This window comes from Pseudarthrobacter sp. NamE2 (assembly GCF_005796205.1).
GTDB lineage: Bacteria > Actinomycetota > Actinomycetes > Actinomycetales > Micrococcaceae > Arthrobacter.
Genome location: NZ_VAHN01000014.1, coordinates 23,437 through 44,284, shown reverse-complemented (window position 1 = coordinate 44,284; position 20,848 = coordinate 23,437). Strand labels below are relative to the sequence as shown.

The following is a 20,848-nucleotide window of genomic DNA, read 5'->3' as shown; positions in this document are numbered from 1 at the left end:
CACGGTGGAACTATCAGTGGCGGGCGAGGGCGCCGGCCACCAGGAACGCCATTTCCAGGGACTGCATGTGGTTCAGGCGGGGGTCGCAGACTGACTCATAGCGGTGAAGGAAGGCATCCTGGTCGATGGGGTCGGCGCCACCCAGGCACTCGGCCACGTCGTCACCGGTCATCTCTACATGCAGGCCGCCAGGGACCGTGCCCAGCGCATGGTGCACCTCGAAGAACCCGCGCACCTCGTCGATGACGTCGTCGAAATTGCGGGTCTTGTACCCGTTGGGGGACGTGACAGTGTTGCCGTGCATCGGATCGGTGACCCACAGGACCTGGGCCCCGGACGCGGTGACCTTTTCGACGACGGCGGGCAACTTTTCCCGGATGTTGCCGGCACCCATGCGGGTGATAAACGTCAGGCGGCCCGGTTCGCGCTCCGGGTCCAGCTTGTCGATCAGCCGCAGCGCGTCATCGCCCGTGGTGGAGGGCCCCAGCTTGACGCCAATGGGATTCCGGACGCGCGAGAGGAAGTCAACGTGCGCGTGCTCGAGTTCGCGGGTCCGCTCCCCGATCCACAGGAAGTGGGCGGAGGTGTCGTAGGGCAATCCGGTGCGGGAGTCGATCCGGGTCAAGGCCCGCTCGTAGTCCAGCAGCAGGGCCTCGTGGCTGGCGAAGAACTCAACGCGCTTGAGGGCCTCGAAGTCTGCGCCGCAGGAGTCCATGAACTTGATGGCGCGGTCGATATCGCGTGCCAGCGACTCATAGCGGGCGTGGGCAGGATTTTCAGTGAAGCCCTTGTTCCACTGGTGCACGGACCGGAGGTCGGCGAAACCGCCCTGGGTGAAGGCCCGGATGAGGTTCAGCGTGGACGCGGAGGTGTGGTAGGCGCGGAGCATCCGTGCGGCGTCATGCCCGCGGGACTCCGGCGTGAACTCGTAGCCGTTGACGATGTCGCCGCGGTACGCGGGAAGGGTCACGCCGTTACGGGTCTCGTCGTTGGAGGAACGGGGCTTGGCGAACTGCCCGGCCATGCGGCCCATCTTGATCACCGGCATCGCGGCGCCGTACGTCAGCACCACAGCCATCTGGAGGATGGTCTTGACCCGGGCGCTGATCTTGTCCGCCGTTGCCGCTTCGAACGTTTCGGCGCAGTCACCGCCCTGCAGGAGGAACGCCTTTCCCTGGGCCGCAGCCGCCAGCCGCTCCCTCAACACATCCACCTCGCCGGCGAACACCAGCGGAGGCAGGATGGACAGTTCCTTTACCGAGGCGTCAAAAACTTCCCTGTCCTGCCAGCTGGGCTGCTGGGAAATGGGAAGGTCCCGCCAGTCATCCAGTCCTGGATAGTTGGCGGCCCCGCTCTGGGCGGTGCCGGACAGCGAAAAGGCGGGTTTTGCAGATAGCTCAGTCACTATCTAAGCCTACCGGCAGCGCGGGATTGGTGGACACCACACCGTCACGCTGGCAGGCCAGGGCGTCACAAGCCAGGGCGGGCCGCTGGATGTGCCGCTTAGCCGGCGGCGGCAGCCCCGCCGTCGTCCTCCCGGGCCGGCTTCAAGGCCGTATCGCCCGCCTGCGAATCCGAAGCGTCCTCCCCCGGCACCGGAGAGGCGAGTGGCTCGGCGCTGGCCGCGGCTTCTTCAGGCTTGCCCGCCAGCCGCAGCTTGACGACGGCGGCATACTCATCCACGTACTCCTGGCCGGAGAGCCGCTGGAGTTCGAACATGATCTGGTCGGTAACTTTCCGCTGGACGTCCCGGTCCTCGGCCTGGTCCCGGTAGGCATTGAAGTCCAGCGGCTCGCCAAAGATCATGCCGATCCTGCGGATGTTCGGCAGCCGTTTGCCGATCGGCTGGACCTTGTCCGTGCCGATCATCGCCACCGGAACCACCGGGACACCGGCGCGGAGGGCCAGCCGCGCCACGCCCACCTTGCCCCGGTAGAGCCTGGAATCGGGGCTGCGCGTCCCCTCCGGATAGATGCCGAGCAGGCCGCCATGGCTAAGGACCTCCATGCCGGCATTGAGGGAGGATGCCGAAGCAGCACCGCCGGACCGGTCCATGGGCAGCTGGTTGGTCAGGCGGAAGAACAGCGCCGTGAGCCTCCCCTTGATGCCCGTGCCGGTGAAGTATTCGGACTTGGCCAGGAAGACGACGGGGCGCCTGACCATGAGCGGCATGAAAATCGAATCGGAAAAGGACAGGTGGTTGGAGGCGATAATCGCAGCGCCCTGATCCGGGATATTGTCAAGGCCCTTGACCCAGGGCCGGAACAGCAGCTTAATCACCGGACCGAGGAAGATCCTCTTCATGACCCAATAGAACACGTATCGAACCTCTCCGGAAGGCGGTTCCCAGGCTCCGCAGCGCGCCTGGTCAGCAGTTCAATGCAACCCTACTCTAGTGAGAATTGTCCGGAACAGTGACACGATGGAGTCATGACTGAGAGCAGCGTCCCGCCCCGCCCTGCCGCTTTCAGCTATCCCGGCCATGGCGCGAACGCGCGGACCGGCGTGGCCATGTGCCATGGCTTCACGGGCAGCCCACTCAGCGTGCTGCCCTGGGCGGAGCACCTGGCGGAGCAGGGTTACGCCGTGACAGTGCCGCTGCTGCCGGGACACGGAACGGACTGGCGCCAGCTTGCCCGGACCGGCTGGGATGACTGGTACCGCAGCTATGAGGCGGCTTTCCTCGAACTCCGGGCGCGGACAGACACCTGCTTTGCGGCCGGACTCTCCATGGGCGGGGCGGTGGCGCTGCTGACGGCGTCCCGGCACCCGGTGGCAGGGGTGTCCGTGGTCAACCCGGGCCTCAGCTTCTACGATCGCCGGGTCCGGATCATCGGGCTTTTGAAGTACTTCCAGCGGACCACCATCCCCATCGAGGAGCAAGGATCCACGGCGGCCGTCACGGTGGACGGGGATTACTCCCGCACGCCGTTGTCCGCGGTGCATGAGCTCAAGAAACTGTTTGCGGCCGCCAGCCGCGGCTTGCCGAACATCACGGCACCGGTCCAGGTCTTCAAGTCGCGGACGGACGTCGTGGTTCCGCCAACGTCTCTGGACCTCTTGCGGAAACGGCTCGGGCCGCGCCTGACCGAAGTGGTAAGCCTTGCAAGCAGTGGCCATGTGGCTACGCTGGACGTTGATGCGCCGGAGATTTTCGCCAGGTCCAGCGCGTTCATCCGCGCCCACGCCCGTTTGACCAGCACTTCGGAGACCCCATGACGTCCAGCCCGGACCACAGCCCCTTCAGCAGCGTTTCAAGCGGGGACGGCCCACGGACCGGAGTGGTCCTCTCGCACGGCTTCACCGGAAGCCCCCATGGTCTCCGCTCCTGGGCGCATGCCTTTGCCGCGGCAGGATTCGCCGTACGGATGCCCCTTCTTCCCGGCCACGGTACCAGCTGGCAGGACCTCGCCCGGACCCGTTGGCAGCAGTGGCACGGCGCACTGGACAACGCCTACCTGGAGCTTGAGGCTGAGTGCGACAATGTGTTCGCCGCCGGAATCAGTATGGGCGGTGCCTTGGCCTTGCGGATTGCCGCCACCCGCCCCGTGGCAGGGGTGGTGCTGGTCAATCCGGCATTGGTCATCGACGATCCCCGGGCCCCGCTTGCAGGCATCCTCAAGCTGGTCATGAAAAGCACACCGGCTATCGCCAACGACATCCTCAAGGAAGGCGTGAATGAGGGTGCCTACCCGCGCACGCCCGTGGCGGCAGCCCACGAAATGAACAAGATGTTCCGGGACACCCTCCGGCTCCTGCCGCGGATTACCGCACCTGTCCAGGTGTACCGGTCCACGGTGGACCACGTGGTGTCCGATTCGAGCATTGCCGCGCTGCGGCGCGGCCTGGCGCATGCCCCGCTGGAACTGCTGCGGCTCGAGAACAGCTACCACGTGGCCACGATGGACAACGACGCCGACCGGATCTTCCGCGGCTCGGTGGACTTCATCCGCTCCACGCTTTCCGGCGCCGCCGATGATGGCGCAGCGCCCGCAGCGGCAGGCAGGGAGGGGACGGCGTGAACAGGCCCGGTTCCGGTTCCCCGGACCAGGGCGCCAACCAGGACGACGACGCCGTCTGGCTGGACCTGGTGGCGCGCCTGCAGGAGGACTCCCCCGCGGCCGGCCAGGATCCTGGTGCGGCGGATCCGGCAGCCCGGACAGGGCCTGCGGCCTCATTCCGCGACTTCGACCCCTTGGGCCTGGCGGCGTCCGCGGAACCGTCGGCTGCCAGGCGGCAGGCACCGGAAGGCCCGCAGGATGAATCCGACAGAACGGGCGCAGGTCCGCGCGACTATGACGTGGACGACGACGGGGACGACTTTGTCCCGGAAGAACCACCCAGTTTGGCGGGAACGGATCCCCTGACCATGCTGGCATGGCTGGCCGCCGTGGGCGGCCCGGTTGCCCTGCTGCTTTCTGCGATGTTCTGGCGCTCTGCGCCGCTGCTGGCCGTCCTGGGCATCGTGGCCGCGTTCGTATTGGGGACGGTGTACCTCATCATGAGGCTGCCCCAGGACAAGGACGAGGACGACGACGGCGCCCGGGTGTAGCCGGTCAGGCGCGGGACCGGCCGGCCACCCTGGACAGGTCCGCCGCGCCGATCAATCCGGCGTTTGGTCCCAGGGCGGCAAGTTCGATTTCTGCGGCGGGCCGGAAGCCGCGGCCGGTCAGGTTGCGGGCGAAGGCCTTCCGGGCGGGTTCCACCAGCAGGTCGCCGGCCGAGCAAAGTCCCCCGCCTATCACGAACAGTCCGGGGTCAAGCGCAGCGGCGAGGTTTGCCAGGCCCAGGCCCAGCCATTCGCCCACTTCCTCGATCAGTTCCCGGGAGGCGGTGTCCCCTGCCAGCGCCAAATCGGTGACAACGGCACCGGTGATGGTTTCGGCGCGGCCGTCCACGGCAGCCAGCAGGTCCTGGGCCATGGGCGAATTGCTGCGCGCAAGGATCCTCGCCTCACGCCCCAGCGCGTTCCCTGATGCGTACTGTTCCCAGCACCCCCGGTTCCCGCATTCACACCGGTGGCCGCCGGGCATGATGACCTGGTGCCCGAACTCGCCGGCCACGCCGAACCTTCCACGCTCCACCCTGCCGTCCATGACCATGGCACCGCCGATTCCGGTGCCAAGGGTGATGCAGACCAGCCGGTCCTCGCCCTGGCCTGCGCCGAAACGCCATTCCGCCCATGCTGCCGCGTCGGCATCGTTGGCCAGCAGCACCGGCCGTCGCAGCAGCTGCTGCAGGCTTGCCCGCAGCGGCTCGTTCCGCCACGCCAGGTGCGGGCTGAACAGGACGGTCCCGCCGTCGAGGTCCATCCAGCCGGCCGCACCGATGCCCACCGAGCGGATACGGTGCGCGCGCCCCAGCTCCTCCACCAGCTCCACGATGACGCGTTCCACGGCACGTGGATCCGTGCCCGGCGTGGAGCGGCGTGCTTCGCTGAGGATCCTGCCTTCGGCATCCACCACGCCCGCTGCCACCTTGGTCCCGCCGATGTCGATCCCGATGGCAAGGCCCCTCCGGCCCAGGCGCAGCTGCGTCCGAAAGCTGTCGCGCTGCCTGCTTCCGGCCCGGAACGACGCGGACCGGCGCCACGGCGCGGGCTTTCTGGAGAGGCCGGCATGTTCGCCGGCGGATTGTGCGTACATAGTGCCCATTCTAGGTTTCCACCGCAGCCCCGCCGGGACCCCGTGCGTGGCAACGGACACCATTGACGGAGAAGTTACCCACTAGTAATTTTGGGTGCTGCACGGCCCCCGCAGCGGCGTACTACTCTGTAGGCATACCCCTGAAGCGGGAGTCCGGATATCAAAGGAGCTATAGTGCGCGAATTCAGTGTTCCGCCTCTTGTTGTTGTCCCACCGGAAACCAATATCACCGACCTGGTGCTGCGGCAGGCCAACAAGGCCAGCAATCCGGCACTGTTCTCGCGCCGGAATCCGGCCGGCGCCTGGCAGGACATCACCGCCACTGAATTCCTCGCGGACGTCAAGGCCCTGGCGAAAGGCCTGATTGCCAGCGGCGTCGGATTCGGCGACCGGGTGGGCATCATGTCCCGTACCCGTTACGAATGGGCCCTGGTGGACTTCGCCATCTGGTTCGCGGGCGGCGTTTCCGTGCCGATCTACGAGACCTCCTCCCCTTCGCAGGTGGCCTGGAACCTCGGCGACTCCGGTGCCGTAGCCGCCTTCGGCGAAGCTGCCCACCACGAAAACGTCATCCGGCAGGCCGTGACCGCGGAAAACCTCACCGCTTTGCAGCACGTCTGGCAGCTCGAAGGCATGGGCCTGGACGCCCTCCGGGAAGCCGGCACCGGCGTCAGCGATGATGAGCTGGAGTCCCGCCGGACGGCAGCGAAACTGGGCGACGTCGCCACCATCATCTACACGTCAGGAACCACAGGCCGGCCCAAGGGCTGTGAACTGACGCACGGAAACTTCGTCGAGCTCTCCGACAACGCGCTTGCCATCATTGGCGAGATCGTCAACGAGAACGCCAAGACCATCATGTTCCTGCCTCTGGCGCACGTGTTCGCCCGCTTCATTTCGGTGCTGGCCATGGCCGCCGGAACCACTGTTGCGCACACCCCGGACATCAAGAACCTGCTCTCGGACCTGCAGAGCTACGAGCCCACCTTCATCCTCGCGGTCCCGCGGGTTTTCGAGAAGGTCTACAACTCGGCTCTGACCAAGGCGGAGGACGGCGGCAAGGGCGCCATCTTCCACAAGGCCGTGGACACCGCCATCGCCTTTTCAAAGGCCCGGCAGGCCGGACGCGTCGGCCTTGGCCTGAAACTGCGCCATGCCCTCTTCGACAAGCTGGTCTACAGCAAGCTCCGCGCGGCCATGGGGGGCCGCGTTGCGCACGCAGTCTCCGGCGGCGGCCCGCTCGGTGAACGCCTTGGCCACTTCTTCCAGGGCATCGGGCTGCAGGTCCTCGAGGGCTACGGCCTGACCGAAACCACTGCCCCCATCTCGGTAAACACGCCGTCCCTGATCAAGATCGGCTCGGTGGGCAAGCCCCTGCCGGGCAATGCGGTAAAAATTGCCGACGACGGCGAGATCCTCGCCAAGGGCGTCTGCGTGATGCGCGGCTACTACAAGCGCGAGGACCTGTCGGCGGAGACCTTCGTCGACGGCTGGTTCCGCACAGGCGACATTGGCCGGCTGGATGAGGACGGCTTCGTTTGGATCACCGGCCGGAAGAAAGAAATCATTGTCACCGCCGGCGGCAAGAACGTCATCCCGGCCATCCTCGAAGACCAGATCCGGGCTGATGCGCTGGTATCACAGGTGCTGGTGGTCGGTGACAACCAGCCCTTCATCAGCGCCCTGGTGACGCTGGACCAGGAGGCGCTGCCGGGCTGGCTGCAGCGGCACGGCCTCCCGGCCGACACCACCCTCGACGAAGCCGCCAACAACCCGGTGGTCAAGGCCGCCGTCCAGGACCTGATCACCGCCGCCAATGCCTCGGTGTCGCAGGCCGAGGCCATCAAGTCGTTCCGCATCGTCCCCGCCGACTTTACGGAAGCTTCCGGCCACCTGACCCCGTCCATGAAGGTCAAGCGCGCCCAGGTGATGAAGGACTTCGAGACGATCATCGAAGAGATGTACGCGGCGCCGCGTTCCTGATCCACTCGTGGTTAGGCGGGCCGTGTCTGGTCCAGCGGCGCCTGTTGGAAAGGGAAAGGGTCCTCCCATTGAACTGAACTGCTGTTCCAGTGGGAGGACCCTTTCGTTGTCTTACTCAGCGGCCAGGATCACTGTTCGACCACCAGCAGCAGGTCGCCGCCCTGTACCTGCTCCACGGAAGAGATGGCGAGCCGGGAGACCTTGCCGCCCACCGGCGTCGTGATGGATGCTTCCATCTTCATGGCTTCGATGGTGGCCACCGTGTCGCCGGCGTTGACGGTGTCGCCTGTCTTGACGGTGACGGTGACGGCTCCAGCGAACGGCGCGGCGACGTGGCCCGGCTGGGCCGGATCCGCTTTCTCGGCGGACTTGACGTTGCTCACCACGGAACGGTCGCGCACCACCACGGGCCGGGACTGGCCGTTGAGCGTGCACATGACGGTGCGCATGCCCTTCTCGTCCGGCTCCGACACGGCTTCCAGCGAGGCGATCAGGCGGACGCCGCGTTCGAGGTGGATCTCGTGTTCCTTGCCGCGCTGGAGTCCGTACAGGTAGTCGCGGGTGTCCAGGACGGAAATGTTGCCGTAGGTTTCGACGCTCTTGAGGTAGTCCTTGGTGGGTCCGTCGAAGAGCAACCGGTTCAGCGTGTGCTGGCGGGTCTTTGAATCGGACTTCAGCGCGGCGCTGTCCTCCGGGCTGAGCTCCACGTCGCGGACCTTCACGCTGCGGCCCTGGAGGGCCTTGGTGCGGAAGGGCTCCGGCCAGCCTCCGGGGGGATCACCGAGCTCGCCGGACAGGAAGCCGATGACGGAATCCGGGATGTCGTAGTTCTGCGGGTTCGCCTCGAAGTCCGCGGGGTCGGCGTTGAGTCCCACGAGGTGCAGGGCGAGGTCGCCCACCACCTTTGACGACGGCGTCACCTTCACCAGGTGCCCGAGGATGCGGTCGGCGGCGGTGTACATGTCCTCGATGGCTTCAAAGCGCTCCCCCAGGCCGAGGGCCATGGCCTGCTGGCGCAGGTTGGACAGCTGGCCGCCGGGAATCTCGTGCTTGTAGACGCGGCCGGTGGGTCCCGGAAGGCCGGACTCGAACGGGGCGTAGACGCGGCGGACCGCTTCCCAGTACGGCTCGAGGGAGCTGACGGCGTCGAGGCTCAGGCCGGTGTCCCGCGGGGTGTGCGCCAGGGCTGCGACCAGGGCCGAAGCGGACACCTGGCTGGTGGTTCCGGCCAGGGACGCGGAGGCCACGTCCACGGCGTCCACACCGGCGTCGACGGCAGCCAGGAGGGTGGCAAGCTGACCGCCCGCGGTGTCGTGGGTGTGCAGGTGGACCGGCAGGTCGAAGCGCTCCCGCAGTGCCGCGACGAGCTTGGCTGCGGCGGCCGGACGCAGCAGGCCGGCCATGTCCTTGATGGCCAGGATGTGCGCGCCGGCGTCGACGATCTTCTGGGCAAGCTGCAGGTAGTAGTCCAGCGTGTACAGCGTTTCCTTGGGGTCCAGCATGTCGCCGGTGTAGCACAGCGCCACTTCGGCGACGGCGGTGCCGGTGGCCCGGACGGCGCGGATTGCGGGGGCCATCTGGCTGACGTCGTTCAGGGCGTCGAAGATGCGGAAGATGTCGATGCCCGTGGCCGCTGCCTCGTTGACGAATGCCTCGGTGACCTCTTCGGGGTAGGGCGTGTAGCCCACGGTATTCCGGCCGCGGAGCAGCATCTGGATGCACACGTTCGGCATGGCCTTGCGCAGTGCGGCCAGGCGGTCCCACGGGTCCTCCCCGAGGAAGCGGAGCGCGACGTCGTAGGTGGCGCCGCCCCATGCCTCGACAGAGAACAGTTCCGGCAGGAGGGCGGTGACGGCAGGTCCCGCGGCAACGAGGTCGCGGGTGCGGACACGGGTAGCCAGGAGCGACTGGTGGGCATCACGGAACGTGGTGTCGGTGACGGCGACGGCGTTCTGCTCACGGAGTGCGCGGGCGAACCCCTCCGGCCCCAGTTCGAGGAGCCTCTGCCGGGAACCGGGGGCTGCCTGTACATCCTTCACGGACGGCAGCTTCTCCGCGGGGTTGGAGTGCACTGTCAGCTCGCCGTTGGGCTTGTTGACAGTGACATCGGCCAGCCAGGTGAGGAGTTTGGTGCCGCGGTCCGCGGACACCCGTGCCTTGAGGAGCTGCGGACGCTCATCAATGAAGTTGGTGGCGACGTCACCGGCGACGAAGTCTGGATCGTCCAGCACCGCCTGCAGGAAGGAGATGTTGGTGGACACACCCCGGATGCGGAACTCGGCCAGCGCGCGGCGCGCGCGTGCCACTGCTGTCGGGTAGTCCCTGCCGCGGCAGGTGAGCTTGACCAGCATGGAGTCGAAGTGCGGGCTGATCTCTGCGCCCGAGTAGACGGTGCCGCCGTCGAGCCGGACGCCCGCGCCGCCCGCGGAGCGGTAGCCGGTGATCTTTCCGACGTCGGGGCGGAAGCCGTTAGCCGGGTCCTCCGTGGTGATGCGGCTCTGCAGGGCAGCGCCGCGCAGGCGCACCGAATCCTGCGAAAGGCCAAGGTCCGCCAGCGTTTCGCCGGAGGCGATCCGCATCTGGGCCTGAACCAGGTCCACGTCAGTGACTTCTTCAGTGACGGTGTGCTCCACCTGGATGCGCGGATTCATCTCGATGAAGACGTGCTGCCCGGCGCGCTCCCCGGCAGTGTCCACGAGGAATTCGACGGTGCCGGCGTTGACGTAATTAAGGGCCTTGGCGAACTTCACGGCGTCGCGGTAGAGGGCCTGGCGGATGCCTTCGTCCAGGTTCGGCGCGGGAGCAATTTCGATAACCTTCTGGTGGCGGCGCTGGATGGAGCAGTCGCGCTCGAAGAGGTGGATGGTGTTTCCCTCGGCGTCGGCCAGGATTTGCACTTCAATGTGCCTTGGCCGCAGGACTGCCTGTTCCAGGAACATGGTGGGGTCGCCGAACGCGGCGTCAGCCTCGCGCATGGCGGACTTCAAGGCCTCGGGCAGCGCCTCGCGGGTGTCCACCCGCCGCATACCGCGGCCGCCGCCGCCGGCGACGGCCTTGGCGAAGATGGGGAAGCCGATCTCGTCGGCTGCCGCCAGGAGTTCATCCAAATCCTTCGAGGGGGCGCTGGACTTGAGGACGGGGACGCCGGCTTCGCGCGCCGCTTTGAGCGCAGCTACCTTGTTGCCGGCCAGTTCCAGGACCTCGGCGGGCGGGCCCACGAAGGTGATGCCGGCATCCTTGGCTGCACGGGCCAGGCCCGGGTTCTCGGACAGGAAGCCGTAGCCGGGGTAAATGGCGTCCGCGCCGGCTTCCTTTGCCACCCGCACAATCTCGTCGACATCAAGGTAGGCACGGACGGGGTGCCCTTCCTCGCCGATCAGATAGGCCTCATCGGCTTTCTGGCGGTGGATCGAGTTCCTGTCCTCATGTGGGAAGACGGCAACGGTCTTGGCGCCCAGCTCGTAGCCGGCGCGGAAGGCCCTGATCGCGATTTCGCCGCGGTTGGCCACCAGAACTTTGGAAAACATACTTCTCCTGCATCATTGCGGGTGGATCGGTGAGTGGTCACAGTGTCTAGGACCTCCAAGGACAAACACAAATCTTTGTGTCGACCATCACAGATCTTCCCGTCATGTCCCGATCGCTTCCAGCCCTTACGGCGGAAAGGGCCCCGGCCAGCACAGCGGATGCCGTGCCGAGTCCCGATAAGGCAGGAATCGCCGACGCATCCACATATGATGAGTAGGGCGGCAGGACCGTCCGGCTTCGGCTCTGCCGGAGCAAACATTACCCCCAACACGGCATCCGGCGTTAGGTTTTGGTCTCTCAAGTGCAAGTAGTCAGCATCAGCAGCCTCAAGGGTGGAGTCGGCAAGACTTCCGTCACCACGGGATTGGCGTCTGCGGCACTGGCCGCGGGTGTAAGCACGCTGGTGGTGGACCTTGATCCCCACGCGGACGCGACCACAGCACTGGGTGTGCAGCCCGGTGACCAGCTGGATATCGGCAGGATGCTCAAGAGCCCGCGCCGCGCAAGACTGGCCGAAAACGTCGTAGGCAGCAGCTGGACGGCCCGTACGCATGCCAACGGTTCCGGACCCGCTGTCCTGGATGTCGCCGTCGGCTCCGCCTACACCGGTATCTACGACCGCCCGGACCTGGGACGCCGCGATCTCCGCCGTCTGTCCTCCGTCCTCGCCGGCACGGACAACTACCAGCTGGTCCTGATCGACTGCCCGCCGTCGCTGAACGGGCTTACCAGGATGGCGTGGTCTGCCAGCGATAAGGTGGCACTCGTTGCCGAACCCGGACTTTTCTCGGTCGCCGGAACGGAACGAACCATGCGGGCCATCCAGTTGTTCCGCGAGGAGTTTGCCCCCAACCTGTCCCCTGCCGGCATCGTGGCCAACCGCGTCCGGACGGGATCCTCGGAGCACAGCTACCGCCTGGCGGAGATGGAGTCCATGTTCGGCGAACTCCTCCTGAGCCCCCGTATACCGGAGCAGGCCAACTGGCAGCAGATCCAGGGCGCCGCGCATCCCGTGCACCACTGGCCGGGTGATTCAGCCAAGGCCACCGCCGCCCTGTTCGACGACCTGCTGGCCAACCTGATGGCTGTGGGCAGGGGGCTGCGCAGCCGCGCACGGTAGCCAGACAGCGAGAAGGCCGCTCCGTAGGGAGCGGCCCTCTCGCGTTTCAAACGGATCAGCTGATCTTGCGGGCAGCCCGCCGCTTGCTCAGTTCATCGTCCGGGAAGGACTGCTCTGCGGCATGCTCGCTGGGCAGTGAGGCAAGGCTGCCTTCAACCTCGCGCCATACCCGTCCGACCGCAATGCCGAACACTCCCTGGCCGCCCTGAACGAGGTCGATCACTTCGTCAGCAGAGGTGCATTCGTAAACGCTGGCGCCATCACTCATCAGGGTGATCTGCGCCAGGTCCTCCACGCCGCGTTCGCGCAGGTGCTCGACGGCGGTGCGGATCTGCTGCAGCGAAACACCGGTATCGAGCAGGCGCTTGACCACTTTGAGCACCAGGATGTCCCGGAAGCCGTAAAGCCGCTGGGAGCCGGAACCGGCAGCACCGCGGACTGCGGGTTCCACAAGCCCGGTGCGCGCCCAGTAATCCAACTGCCGATAGGTGATGCCCGCTGCCTTGCACGCGGTGGGCCCCCGGTAGCCGGCATCCTCGTCCAGCACGGGGAGGTCTTCCGTAAACAGGAGGCCCTGGGCACCGCTCGCGGGCACAGCAACACCAGCCGTGGGCTGCTTCAGCCCGCCTGCTTCGCCTTTGGGACTCACCTGGATCCTCCTTGTCCTACGTTCCCGTGGAACAACTGCGGCAGCCTCGGCATGAAGACCATGCGTGTAGTTTTCGCTGGGCGCACTTTCCAGTGTGACTTGCGCGGCTGCCGTAGGCAATGGGAACTTGATACTTCGACGTTAGGCCCGGCGGGGCGTCAGGTCAAAGACCCGGGGGGCTTTCAGCAGGCGTGTCGGAACTTTCAACCTCAACTGCAACCTTAACGTGACCTTAGCCATCGAAGTCCTCAGGTTCCACATCGTCCAGGAACTCGCGGAAGCGGCGGAGCTCACGCTCCTCGTCCACGGTGGGACCGGGCTCTGTGTCCTCGCCCTCATCATGTTCGGTGATGCGGACGCCCGCCTCATCCATCACGGAATCCGCGCACCAGATGCGGCACTTTGCCCGGAGCGCCACAGCCAGGGCATCGGACGCCCTCGAACTGACAGTGGTGCCGTTCTCGAATTGAAGCTGCCCGTAAAAGATGTTGTCTTCCACTGCCACGATATTCACGCTGACCACGCTGTGGCCCAGCGACTCCACCACATCCACCAGGAGGTCGTGGGTCATGGGGCGCGGCGGGACCACGCCCTGCTGGGCGAGGGCTATGGCGCTGGCCTCGGGAGTGCCGATCCAGATTGGAACATGGCGTTCGCCGTGCATTTCGCGCAGCAGGACCAGGGGCTGGTTGGAAGGCAGTTCGATCCGAACGCCTACGATCTCGACTTCAATCATCAGATGTCCATGCGTGAGATGTGGTCCTGCACCAGGGCACGGTGCAGGGTGAGGCAGAGGTCGCTGATCTCACGGGCGGCCTCGGCTGCCCGTGCCTGGGACGCGGAGTCCTTCCGGGAGGCAAGCGGCGCCACGGCACGCTCCACCAGGCCGAACTCACGCTCGGCCGCGGCCTGGAACGGGCGCAGGTGCCGGGGTTCCAGCCCATGGCTTTCCAGCTGGACGCAGGCGCGGGCAACCTGGAGGGCATGTTCTCCGAACTCGCCGTTGCTGTGGCTGATGAGTCCGTAATCCAGGAGTGCCTGGAGCAGCGGAACGCTGGCCCCGGACTCCGTCCGGAGCTGTTCCTCCGTCAGCTTGCGCCCGCGGTTCTGGAGTTCGGCGGCCAGTTCGTCGGACACGATGCGTGGGGACACCACGACGCCGGGCGGAAGGTTTTCGGGCCGCTCCCCCCGGTCGATGGCGTCAAGGTAGTCCTTGATGACTTTCAGGGGGAGGTACTGGTCCCGCTGCAGGGCAAGGACGAAGCGCAGCCGTTCCACGTCGCCGTCGGAGTACTGCCGGTAACCCGCCGGCGTACGCCGCGGGTTGATCAGGCCTTTTTCCTCCAGGAAGCGTATTTTGGACGCAGTCATGCCGGGGAAGTCGGCGCTGAGTTGCGCGAGGACTTCGCCGATGTTCAGGACCTGCGGTCCCCGGCGTTCCGGTTGTGCCATTGCCACAGGCAGCGGTCCCCGGATCAGCCGCGGCCTGCAGCGGTGGCAGGGCTCAGGTAGAAGGTAAGGCGGAATTTCCCGATCTGGACTTCGCTGCCGGATTTCAGCTCCACGGAGTCCACCCGGTCATGGTTGACGTAGGTACCGTTCAGGCTGTTCATGTCCACTACCTCGAAGCTGCGGGCAGTGCGGCGGAACTCGACGTGCCGGCGCGAGACGGTGACGTCGTCCAGGAAGATGTCGGCGTCCGGGTGCCGGCCAGCCGTGGTGACGTCGGAATCCAGCAGGAAGCGGGCGCCGGCGTTGGGACCGCTGTGCGCCACGAGCAGCGCCGAGCCGGCCGGGAGGGCCTCGATGGAGTTCCGCTCCTCGGAGGAAAGCTTGGGGGCGATAGTCGGCTCATCCCGTACGGGGGTGAGATGGATGGAAGTGGTCTCCGACGCCTTAGCCGCACCCGCGCCGTAATCCCCGTCGGCAGGGTTCTGTGTGTGGCCAGCCATGGATTCCTCCTCTTCCCGCTGCAGCCCCTCCGGCCTGCAGCCAACGTATGCCGTCCGGCCCTGCCCAGCAGGTCCGGCACCGGCTCCTATCCGGCGGCTGACGTGCGAAGACGCCTTGCCTCCGGTGCGGAGCCGGACCGGATATACCGGTTAGCTTTAGCCTACCTGCTGTTCGTACTCCGATGCACTGAGCAATGAGTCAACAGCGTCCGCCTCGGCCAGTTTGACCTCGATCAGCCAGCCTTCGCCGTAGGGATCACTGTTGATCAGGGCCGAATCGGTGTCCAGTGACTCGTTGCGGGCCACCACTTCGCCGCTCACCGGCGCGTAGATGTCGCTGACGCTCTTGGTGGACTCCACCTCGCCCACAACTTCGTTTGCCGTAATCCTGGTGCCGACCTCGGGCATCTGCGCGTAGACAACATCTCCGAGGGCATCCTGCGCAAAGTCGGTAATGCCCACACGGACCACACCGTCGGCATTGGGAGCGGAGACCCACTCGTGTTCGGCGGTGTAGGACAGGTCTTCGGGAATGTTGCTCATGGGGGCCTTTCATCGGGTCAAACACCAGGTACACGGGGCCCGGAAACAGACCGCCGCTGAAAGTATAGGCACATCTGCCGGGGCGTCCACCGGGGGTTTCTGACAAGATGGGACGCATGAGCGCGCGCACTGATGCAGCCCGTCCGGAAGCGGGCAGGTAGCCATGCCGGAAATGCCCGAGGTGGCCGGTTTGGTCCAGTTTCTCGACGGACAGCTGCGGGGAACGGTGCTGGCCAAACTGCAGATCGTGTCCTTCGCGGTACTGAAGACAGCCGATCCGCCCTACACGGCGCTCGAAGGCCGGACGGTAGGCGGCGTCCGGCGCTTTGGAAAATTCATCAGCATCGACACGGACGGTGCCTCCCTCGTCTTCCACCTGGCCCGGGCCGGTTGGCTGCGCTTTACGGACCACCCGCCTGACGGAGCGTTGCGGATGGGCAAGGGCCTGATCGCCGTCCGCTGCGCCTTCACCGGGCCGGACGGGCCCCGCGGGTTCGACCTCACCGAAGCCGGCAGCAAGAAGAGCCTTGCGGTGTACGTGGTGCGCGACCCCCGGGAAGTGCCTGGCATCGCCACGCTGGGCCCGGACCCCTTCACCGAAAAGTTCGACGCCGACATGCTGGCGGAGATCCTGGCCGGCAGTTCGCAGCAGATAAAGGGCCTCCTGCGCAGCCAGAGCGTCATCGCGGGCATCGGCAACGCGTACAGCGACGAGATCCTGCATGCGGCCAGGATTTCTCCCTTCGCAACGGCGAAATCGCTGGACCGGGCCGCCGTACAGGTCCTCTACGACGCTATCCATGACGTCCTGGGCACGGCAATGGCAGAAGCCAGCGGCAAGCCGCCGAAAGACCTGAAGGACGTCAAGCGCAGCCACATGAGGGTTCACGCACGGACCGGCGAAGCCTGCCCCGTGTGCGGGGACACCGTGCGGGAAGTTTCGTTTGCGGACACGGCACTCCAGTACTGTCCCACCTGCCAGACCAAGGGGAAGATCCTCGCGGACCGCCGCACGTCCAAATTCCTGAAGTAGGACCCATCTCAGCAGGCAACAAAAAAGCGGAAGCACCGGAGTTGTCTCCGGCGCTTCCGCCTTTGTGGTCGGGCTGACAGGATTTGAACCTGCGACCCCTTGACCCCCAGTCAAGTGCGCTACCAAGCTGCGCTACAGCCCGCTGGTTCCACCGTTCTCCGCTGAACTCCATCCCGGGATTCCTCCGGGGATTTCCATCAGCAGTCCGGCCGAACCACCTAGAAGAGCTTACACGATGCCGGAGGGTGCACGTGACACTTTCCGGATTTCGAAGCCCTGCGTGTTGCGGATCACGCTGATCAGCGCTTCCGGCTCCGCTTTTCTCGCACCCGCATGCTGACCTCGATGGGGGTGCCCTCGAAGCCGAAGGTTTCGCGCAGCCGGCGGGTGATGAAGCGGCGGTAGCCCGGGTCCAGGAAACCCGTGGTGAAGAGCACGAATTTCGGCGGCCGGCTGGACGCCTGGGTACCGAACAGGATCCGGGGCTGCTTGCCGCCGCGGACCGGATGCGGGTGTGCGGCCACCAGCTCCCCCAGGAAGGCATTGAGGCGGCCGGTGGGGATGCGCTTGTCCCAGTTTTCGAGCGCGCGGTCCAGCGCCGGCACCAGGCGGTCCTTGTGCCAGCCGGTCTTGGCCGAGATGTTGACGCGCGGCGCCCAGTCCACGTGTGCCAGGTCCTGTTCGATTTCGCGCTCCAGGTAGCGGCGTCGTTCGTCGTCGAGGAGGTCCCACTTGTTGAACGCCAGGACCAGCGCACGACCGGACTCGATGGCCAGCTGCAGGATCCGGACGTCCTGCTCGCTCAGGACCTCGTCCACGGCGAGGAGCACGACGGCGACCTCCGCCTTTTCGAGCGCGGCCTGCGTTCGCAGCGAGGCATAATAATCCGCGCCCTGGGCCATGTGCTGGCGGCGGCGGATGCCGGCCGTGTCCACGAAACGCCAGGTGCGGCCGCCCAGTTCGATGAACTCATCGACGGGGTCACGTGTGGTCCCGGCCGTGTTGTCCACCACCACGCGTTCGGATCCGGCCAGTTTGTTCAGCAGCGAGGACTTGCCCACGTTGGGCCGGCCGATCAGGGCGATGCGGCGCGGTCCGCCCGAACGCTCAAGTCCCTCGATGGTGGAGAACTCGGGCAGCACGTCCATGACATGGTCGAGCAGGTCCGCCACGCCGCGGCCGTGCAGGGCCGAGACCGGGTACGGTTCGCCGAAACCAAGGCCCCACAGCACCGCGGAGTCTGCTTCCTGCGCGAAGTCGTCCACCTTGTTGGCCACCAGGATGACCGGCTTCTTGCTGCGCCGCAGCATCTTCATCACGGCCTCGTCCGTAGCGGTAGCTCCGACGGCTGAATCGACGACGAACAGGACGGCGTCAGCGAGTTCCACGGCCATCTCGGCCTGCTCCGCCACGCGGGCGTGGATGCCCCGGGCGTCGTGCTCCCAGCCGCCGGTGTCCACAAGGGTGAAGTTGCGGCCGTTCCAGCTGGCCGGATACATCACGCGGTCCCGGGTAACGCCGGGGGTGTCTTCGACCACGGCTTCGCGCCGGCCCAGGATGCGGTTCACGAGGGTGGACTTACCCACGTTGGGCCGTCCGATGATGGCCAGGACAGGGTCCAGTCTGACCGGACCCTCCAGGTCCTCGTCGCCGTACTCCCCGCTCAGGAGGGCGGCGTCCTCCTCGTCCAGGTCGTAGTCCTCCAGGCCGGCGCGCAGGGACGCGGCACGGAGCTCCGCCTCGTCGTCGTCAAGGGCAGCCAGCCGTTCCGCCACCTGGTCGTCGCCTGCGGGCGTGTATTCATCGTCGCCGGGGCCGGAGTGGCCGGAAGTCTGCGTGGTGTCGCTCATTGCACTGTCCTTAGTGGTGGTCTGCCGGCGTCCCGGCTACTGCTGTTAATTCTTTGGAGGTCCCGGCGAAGGGCAGGGGCTGCCCGCTCAGCTGCACGGCATCCCGGACGTGCCCCGCGAGGGCTGACCGGATCTCGTCCGCTGCCCTGTCCATTGAAGCACGGCCGCTTTCCCCCGCCCGGCGGGCCAGGGTGAGCGCCGTCCCGAAGCTGACGTGGAACCGCCGGCCGGGCCGCGGCACCAAGTCAAGGTGCTCATCCCCGATCCGCGTGCCCAGGATGGCCACCGGCACAACGGGCGCCCCGGAGTTCAGGGCAAGCCATGCCACCCCGCCGTTAATGTCAGAGGCATCGCCGCTCCCCCGGGTTCCCTCGGGCAGGATCCCCACGCACCGTCCGGCGTCCAGCAGGTCCTTGCTGCGCTGCAGTGCAGCCCTGTCACCGCGCCGGTCAACCGGCAGCTGCCCGGATGCGGTCAGCACCTGTCCCAGGAAGCCTTTGAACATCTCCTGCTTGACCAGGATGTGCATGGGCCGGGGCGAAGCGCCGAACATCACCGGGCCGTCGAGGAAGCTGATGTGGTTGGCGGCGAAGATCACCGGTCCGCCGGTGGGGACGTTGGCCTTTCCGGCGACGGTTGTCCGGTAGATCAGATGGTCGAGGATCCACCCTACCGGCCTGCTCCAGGACATGGTCCAGCTGGAGGGAACGGCCGGCCGGCCGTCAGTCACGGTTGAGGACCTTGGTGACGATGACCAGGGCAGCGTCGACGGTCTGTTCAAAGTCGAGGTCGGAGGAATCCAGCGTGACCACCCCGTCTGCGGCCTGCGTGAAGTTCACAACCGTCGAGTCCTTGGCGTCCCGGTGGGTCACCTGCGCTGCCAGCTGCTCCGCATTCTGGGTGCCGCCCAACTGGATACCGCGGCGGCGGAGGCGGGCTTCCTCGCTTGCCGTCAGCAGCATCCTGACTTCCGCTCCTGGCGCGACGACGGTGGTGATGTCCCTGCCTTCCACCACCATGCGGCGGTGGTGCTTGTCGATAAGTTCCCGCTGCCGCCGGATGAGTTCGGTCCGGGCACCGAGGGTGGTGGCCACGGCGCTGACAGCCGATGAGATTGCAGGTTCGCGGATGGCGTCGGTGACGTCCACACCGCCAACCCGGACGTATTCCTGCTGCGGGCTGGTGCTTAGTTCCAGCACGAAGTCCCTCGACGCCTGTTCCACTGAGGCGGCGTCGTCCAGGTCGATGCCGTTGGTGACGCAGTACCAGGTCAGTGCCCGGTACATGGCACCGGTATCAAGGTAGGCCAGCCGCAGCCTGCGGGCGACTTCCTTGCTGACGCTGGACTTGCCGGAACCGGACGGGCCGTCGATGGCCACCACCAGCGGCCTTCCGAGGCGCAGAGCCGGCATGGTCTGAAGAAGTTCCTGTGTCATGACTGCAGTACCCGCCATCCGCGGTCGTTTAATGCTTCGATCAGGTGGTCGTGCTTGTTCGGCAACACTGACAATTCCACCATGCCCACGTTCTGACCGGAGGAATGGTCCAGCCGCAGATCTTCAACGTTAACGCCGATTTCACCGATTTCGGTGAGCAGCCGCGCGATCTGGCCCGGCTTGTCATCCACCAATACCGTCAGCCAGGCATACGCCTGCGGCGGTCCGCCGTGCTTGCCCGGGATCCGCGCCTGGCCTGCGTTGCCCTCGCTCATCAGCTGGGCAAGGTCCAGCCGGGCGCCCGGGGCGGTGGGCTGTTCCAACGTGCGGATGAGCCGGTTCAGGTCCTCCCGCACCCCGTAGAGGATCTCCACCACCTTGGCGGCGTTGCCGCAGAGGATCTGGACCCACAGCGTGGGATCGCTGGCGGCGATCCGGGTTACGTCCCGCAGGCCATTGCCGGCAAGGGACAAGGCATGCAGCGGCGTGCCCTGCAACCTGCTTGCCAGCAGCGACGACATGATCTGCGGCAGGTGGGAGACGAGCGCCACGGCCTCGTCATGTTCGTCGGCGGTGAACTGTGAGACCACCGCCCCGAGGTCAGTTGCCAGCGAGCGGGCCGTCTGCAGGGCAGCGCCCGACGTTTCCTCCGACGGGCAGACCACCCACGGCATGGAGGTGAAAAGTTCTCCCCGGGCGGCGACGGGCCCGGACTTTTCCCGGCCTGCCATCGGGTGGGTGCCGACATAGCGGGACAGGTCCACGCCGCTGTTCCGCAACCGGGCCAGGATGTCGGCCTTGACGCTTGCGATGTCCACCACCACGGACTCCGGGTAGTCAGCAAGGGCCTGCCGCACGACGTCGGAGGTCACATCAGGCGGGGCGGCCACCACCACCAGCTGCGGCGGACGGCCGCCAAGCTCGGCGAGGGGCCGGCCGGCACCGATATCCACGGCGACTGCCTGGTTAGTGGGCGAAGGGTCGGAGAGGAACACCGCTACCCCGCGACCCCGCAGCCCGAGCCCGATGCTCGTTCCGAGCAGCCCCGTGCCGAGCACCACCACCGGACCGTCGAGGTGCCCGCGGCCCTGGCTCTTGAAAGCTGACAT

The 20,848-nt window shown here is 66.4% G+C and carries 19 protein-coding genes and 1 tRNA gene; 6 read left to right on the top strand and 14 right to left on the bottom strand.

Annotated elements, in window-relative coordinates; genetic code table 11:
- Positions 1 to 13: 13 nt before the first annotated feature.
- Both FDW83_RS15500 and FDW83_RS15495 read right to left on the bottom strand, forming a co-directional pair.
- Positions 14 to 1,405, bottom strand: coding sequence for a class II 3-deoxy-7-phosphoheptulonate synthase (locus tag FDW83_RS15500; protein ID WP_171027584.1), 1,392 nt, complete (start codon positions 1,403 to 1,405; stop codon positions 14 to 16).
- Positions 1,406 to 1,503: 98 nt separating this feature from the next.
- Positions 1,504 to 2,319, bottom strand: a complete 816-nt coding sequence (locus FDW83_RS15495; RefSeq protein ID WP_138138977.1) for a 1-acyl-sn-glycerol-3-phosphate acyltransferase — start codon at positions 2,317 to 2,319, stop codon at positions 1,504 to 1,506.
- Between the two features lie 111 nt (positions 2,320 to 2,430).
- Between FDW83_RS15495 and FDW83_RS15490 the strand changes: the two genes are divergently transcribed.
- The 3 genes from FDW83_RS15490 to FDW83_RS15480 are packed head-to-tail and all read left to right on the top strand — an operon-like array spanning position 2,431 to position 4,552.
- Positions 2,431 to 3,219 (top strand): carboxylesterase, encoded by a 789-nt coding sequence (locus tag FDW83_RS15490; protein ID WP_138138976.1) that lies wholly within the window; start codon positions 2,431 to 2,433, stop codon positions 3,217 to 3,219.
- Positions 3,216 to 4,022 carry a carboxylesterase gene (locus FDW83_RS15485; protein WP_138138975.1) on the top strand — a complete coding sequence of 269 codons (807 nt, stop codon included), beginning with the start codon at positions 3,216 to 3,218 and terminating at the stop codon, positions 4,020 to 4,022. The genes FDW83_RS15490 and FDW83_RS15485 overlap by 4 nt, the downstream gene beginning before the upstream one ends.
- Entirely contained in the window at positions 4,019 to 4,552 is a 534-nt protein-coding gene (locus FDW83_RS15480; protein WP_138138974.1) for a hypothetical protein, read from the top strand. Before FDW83_RS15485 ends, FDW83_RS15480 begins: the two co-directional genes overlap by 4 nt.
- Before the next feature lie 4 nt (positions 4,553 to 4,556).
- On the opposite strand, the gene FDW83_RS15475 is transcribed toward FDW83_RS15480, so the two are convergent.
- A complete protein-coding gene (locus tag FDW83_RS15475) occupies positions 4,557 to 5,645 on the bottom strand; it encodes an ROK family glucokinase (protein WP_240721014.1) in 1,089 nt (362 codons plus the stop codon).
- A 174-nt stretch (positions 5,646 to 5,819) separates the two neighbouring features.
- Between FDW83_RS15475 and FDW83_RS15470 the strand changes: the two genes are divergently transcribed.
- Positions 5,820 to 7,628 (top strand): long-chain fatty acid--CoA ligase, encoded by a 1,809-nt coding sequence (locus FDW83_RS15470; protein ID WP_138138973.1) that lies wholly within the window; start codon positions 5,820 to 5,822, stop codon positions 7,626 to 7,628.
- Positions 7,629 to 7,756: 128 nt separating this feature from the next.
- Here FDW83_RS15470 and FDW83_RS15465 read toward each other — a convergent pair whose 3' ends face one another.
- A complete protein-coding gene (locus tag FDW83_RS15465; RefSeq protein ID WP_138138972.1) occupies positions 7,757 to 11,155 on the bottom strand; it encodes a pyruvate carboxylase in 3,399 nt (1,132 codons plus the stop codon).
- Between the two features lie 302 nt (positions 11,156 to 11,457).
- Between FDW83_RS15465 and FDW83_RS15460 the strand changes: the two genes are divergently transcribed.
- Positions 11,458 to 12,276 carry a ParA family protein gene (locus FDW83_RS15460; RefSeq protein WP_138138971.1) on the top strand — a complete coding sequence of 273 codons (819 nt, stop codon included), beginning with the start codon at positions 11,458 to 11,460 and terminating at the stop codon, positions 12,274 to 12,276.
- Positions 12,277 to 12,331: 55 nt separating this feature from the next.
- On the opposite strand, the gene FDW83_RS15455 is transcribed toward FDW83_RS15460, so the two are convergent.
- From FDW83_RS15455 to gcvH, 5 genes are all read right to left on the bottom strand, one after another.
- Positions 12,332 to 12,925, bottom strand: coding sequence for a MerR family transcriptional regulator (locus FDW83_RS15455; protein ID WP_009358601.1), 594 nt, complete (start codon positions 12,923 to 12,925; stop codon positions 12,332 to 12,334).
- Between the two features lie 232 nt (positions 12,926 to 13,157).
- On the bottom strand, positions 13,158 to 13,661 hold the full coding sequence (locus tag FDW83_RS15450; RefSeq protein WP_138135016.1) for a bifunctional nuclease family protein: 504 nt from the start codon (positions 13,659 to 13,661) through the stop codon (positions 13,158 to 13,160).
- Positions 13,661 to 14,377 (bottom strand): MerR family transcriptional regulator, encoded by a 717-nt coding sequence (locus FDW83_RS15445; RefSeq protein ID WP_138139020.1) that lies wholly within the window; start codon positions 14,375 to 14,377, stop codon positions 13,661 to 13,663. The genes FDW83_RS15450 and FDW83_RS15445 overlap by 1 nt, the downstream gene beginning before the upstream one ends.
- A 23-nt stretch (positions 14,378 to 14,400) precedes the next feature.
- Complete coding sequence (locus FDW83_RS15440) at positions 14,401 to 14,877, bottom strand: FHA domain-containing protein (protein ID WP_138138970.1); 477 nt, start codon at positions 14,875 to 14,877, stop codon at positions 14,401 to 14,403.
- 156 nt (positions 14,878 to 15,033) lie between these two features.
- Positions 15,034 to 15,420 (bottom strand): glycine cleavage system protein GcvH, encoded by a 387-nt coding sequence (gene gcvH, locus FDW83_RS15435; protein WP_138138969.1) that lies wholly within the window; start codon positions 15,418 to 15,420, stop codon positions 15,034 to 15,036.
- Positions 15,421 to 15,583: 163 nt separating this feature from the next.
- Here gcvH and FDW83_RS15430 point away from each other — a divergent pair, with 163 nt between their 5' ends.
- Complete coding sequence (locus FDW83_RS15430) at positions 15,584 to 16,453, top strand: Fpg/Nei family DNA glycosylase (RefSeq protein ID WP_138138968.1); 870 nt, start codon at positions 15,584 to 15,586, stop codon at positions 16,451 to 16,453.
- A gap of 65 nt (positions 16,454 to 16,518) precedes the next feature.
- Here the strand turns inward: FDW83_RS15430 and FDW83_RS15425 are convergent.
- The 5 genes from FDW83_RS15425 to FDW83_RS15405 all read right to left on the bottom strand — a co-directional run bounded on the left by FDW83_RS15425 (position 16,519) and on the right by FDW83_RS15405 (position 20,848).
- Positions 16,519 to 16,595 (bottom strand) — tRNA-Pro (locus FDW83_RS15425).
- 157 nt (positions 16,596 to 16,752) lie between these two features.
- Positions 16,753 to 18,303: a ribosome biogenesis GTPase Der gene (der, locus tag FDW83_RS15420; RefSeq protein ID WP_138138967.1), complete on the bottom strand. Its 1,551-nt coding sequence runs from the start codon at positions 18,301 to 18,303 to the stop codon at positions 16,753 to 16,755.
- A gap of 10 nt (positions 18,304 to 18,313) precedes the next feature.
- A complete protein-coding gene (locus tag FDW83_RS15415; protein ID WP_171027587.1) occupies positions 18,314 to 18,994 on the bottom strand; it encodes a 1-acyl-sn-glycerol-3-phosphate acyltransferase in 681 nt (226 codons plus the stop codon).
- Between the two features lie 31 nt (positions 18,995 to 19,025).
- Complete coding sequence (gene cmk, locus FDW83_RS15410) at positions 19,026 to 19,739, bottom strand: (d)CMP kinase (protein WP_138138965.1); 714 nt, start codon at positions 19,737 to 19,739, stop codon at positions 19,026 to 19,028.
- The gene (locus FDW83_RS15405) at positions 19,736 to 20,848 is read right to left on the bottom strand and encodes a prephenate dehydrogenase (protein WP_138138964.1); all 1,113 of its coding nucleotides are present in this window, start codon (positions 20,846 to 20,848) and stop codon (positions 19,736 to 19,738) included. The genes cmk and FDW83_RS15405 overlap by 4 nt, the downstream gene beginning before the upstream one ends.

Excerpts from the sequence above, each read along its gene's own strand:
- FDW83_RS15490 (WP_138138976.1), top strand. The coding sequence starts at position 2,431 with ATGACTGAGAGCAGCGTCCCGCCCCGCCCTGCCGCTTTCAGCTATCCC.
- FDW83_RS15485 (WP_138138975.1), top strand. The coding sequence starts at position 3,216 with ATGACGTCCAGCCCGGACCACAGCCCCTTCAGCAGCGTTTCAAGCGGG.
- FDW83_RS15475 (WP_240721014.1), bottom strand. The coding sequence starts at position 5,645 with ATGTACGCACAATCCGCCGGCGAACATGCCGGCCTCTCCAGAAAGCCC.
- FDW83_RS15465 (WP_138138972.1), bottom strand. The coding sequence starts at position 11,155 with ATGTTTTCCAAAGTTCTGGTGGCCAACCGCGGCGAAATCGCGATCAGG.
- FDW83_RS15450 (WP_138135016.1), bottom strand. The coding sequence starts at position 13,661 with ATGATTGAAGTCGAGATCGTAGGCGTTCGGATCGAACTGCCTTCCAAC.
- FDW83_RS15445 (WP_138139020.1), bottom strand. The coding sequence starts at position 14,377 with ATGGCACAACCGGAACGCCGGGGACCGCAGGTCCTGAACATCGGCGAA.
- FDW83_RS15440 (WP_138138970.1), bottom strand. The coding sequence starts at position 14,877 with ATGGCTGGCCACACACAGAACCCTGCCGACGGGGATTACGGCGCGGGT.
- gcvH (WP_138138969.1), bottom strand. The coding sequence starts at position 15,420 with ATGAGCAACATTCCCGAAGACCTGTCCTACACCGCCGAACACGAGTGG.
- FDW83_RS15430 (WP_138138968.1), top strand. The coding sequence starts at position 15,584 with ATGCCGGAAATGCCCGAGGTGGCCGGTTTGGTCCAGTTTCTCGACGGA.
- der (WP_138138967.1), bottom strand. The coding sequence starts at position 18,303 with ATGAGCGACACCACGCAGACTTCCGGCCACTCCGGCCCCGGCGACGAT.
- FDW83_RS15415 (WP_171027587.1), bottom strand. The coding sequence starts at position 18,994 with ATGTCCTGGAGCAGGCCGGTAGGGTGGATCCTCGACCATCTGATCTAC.
- cmk (WP_138138965.1), bottom strand. The coding sequence starts at position 19,739 with ATGACACAGGAACTTCTTCAGACCATGCCGGCTCTGCGCCTCGGAAGG.
- FDW83_RS15405 (WP_138138964.1), bottom strand. The coding sequence starts at position 20,848 with ATGTCAGCTTTCAAGAGCCAGGGCCGCGGGCACCTCGACGGTCCGGTG.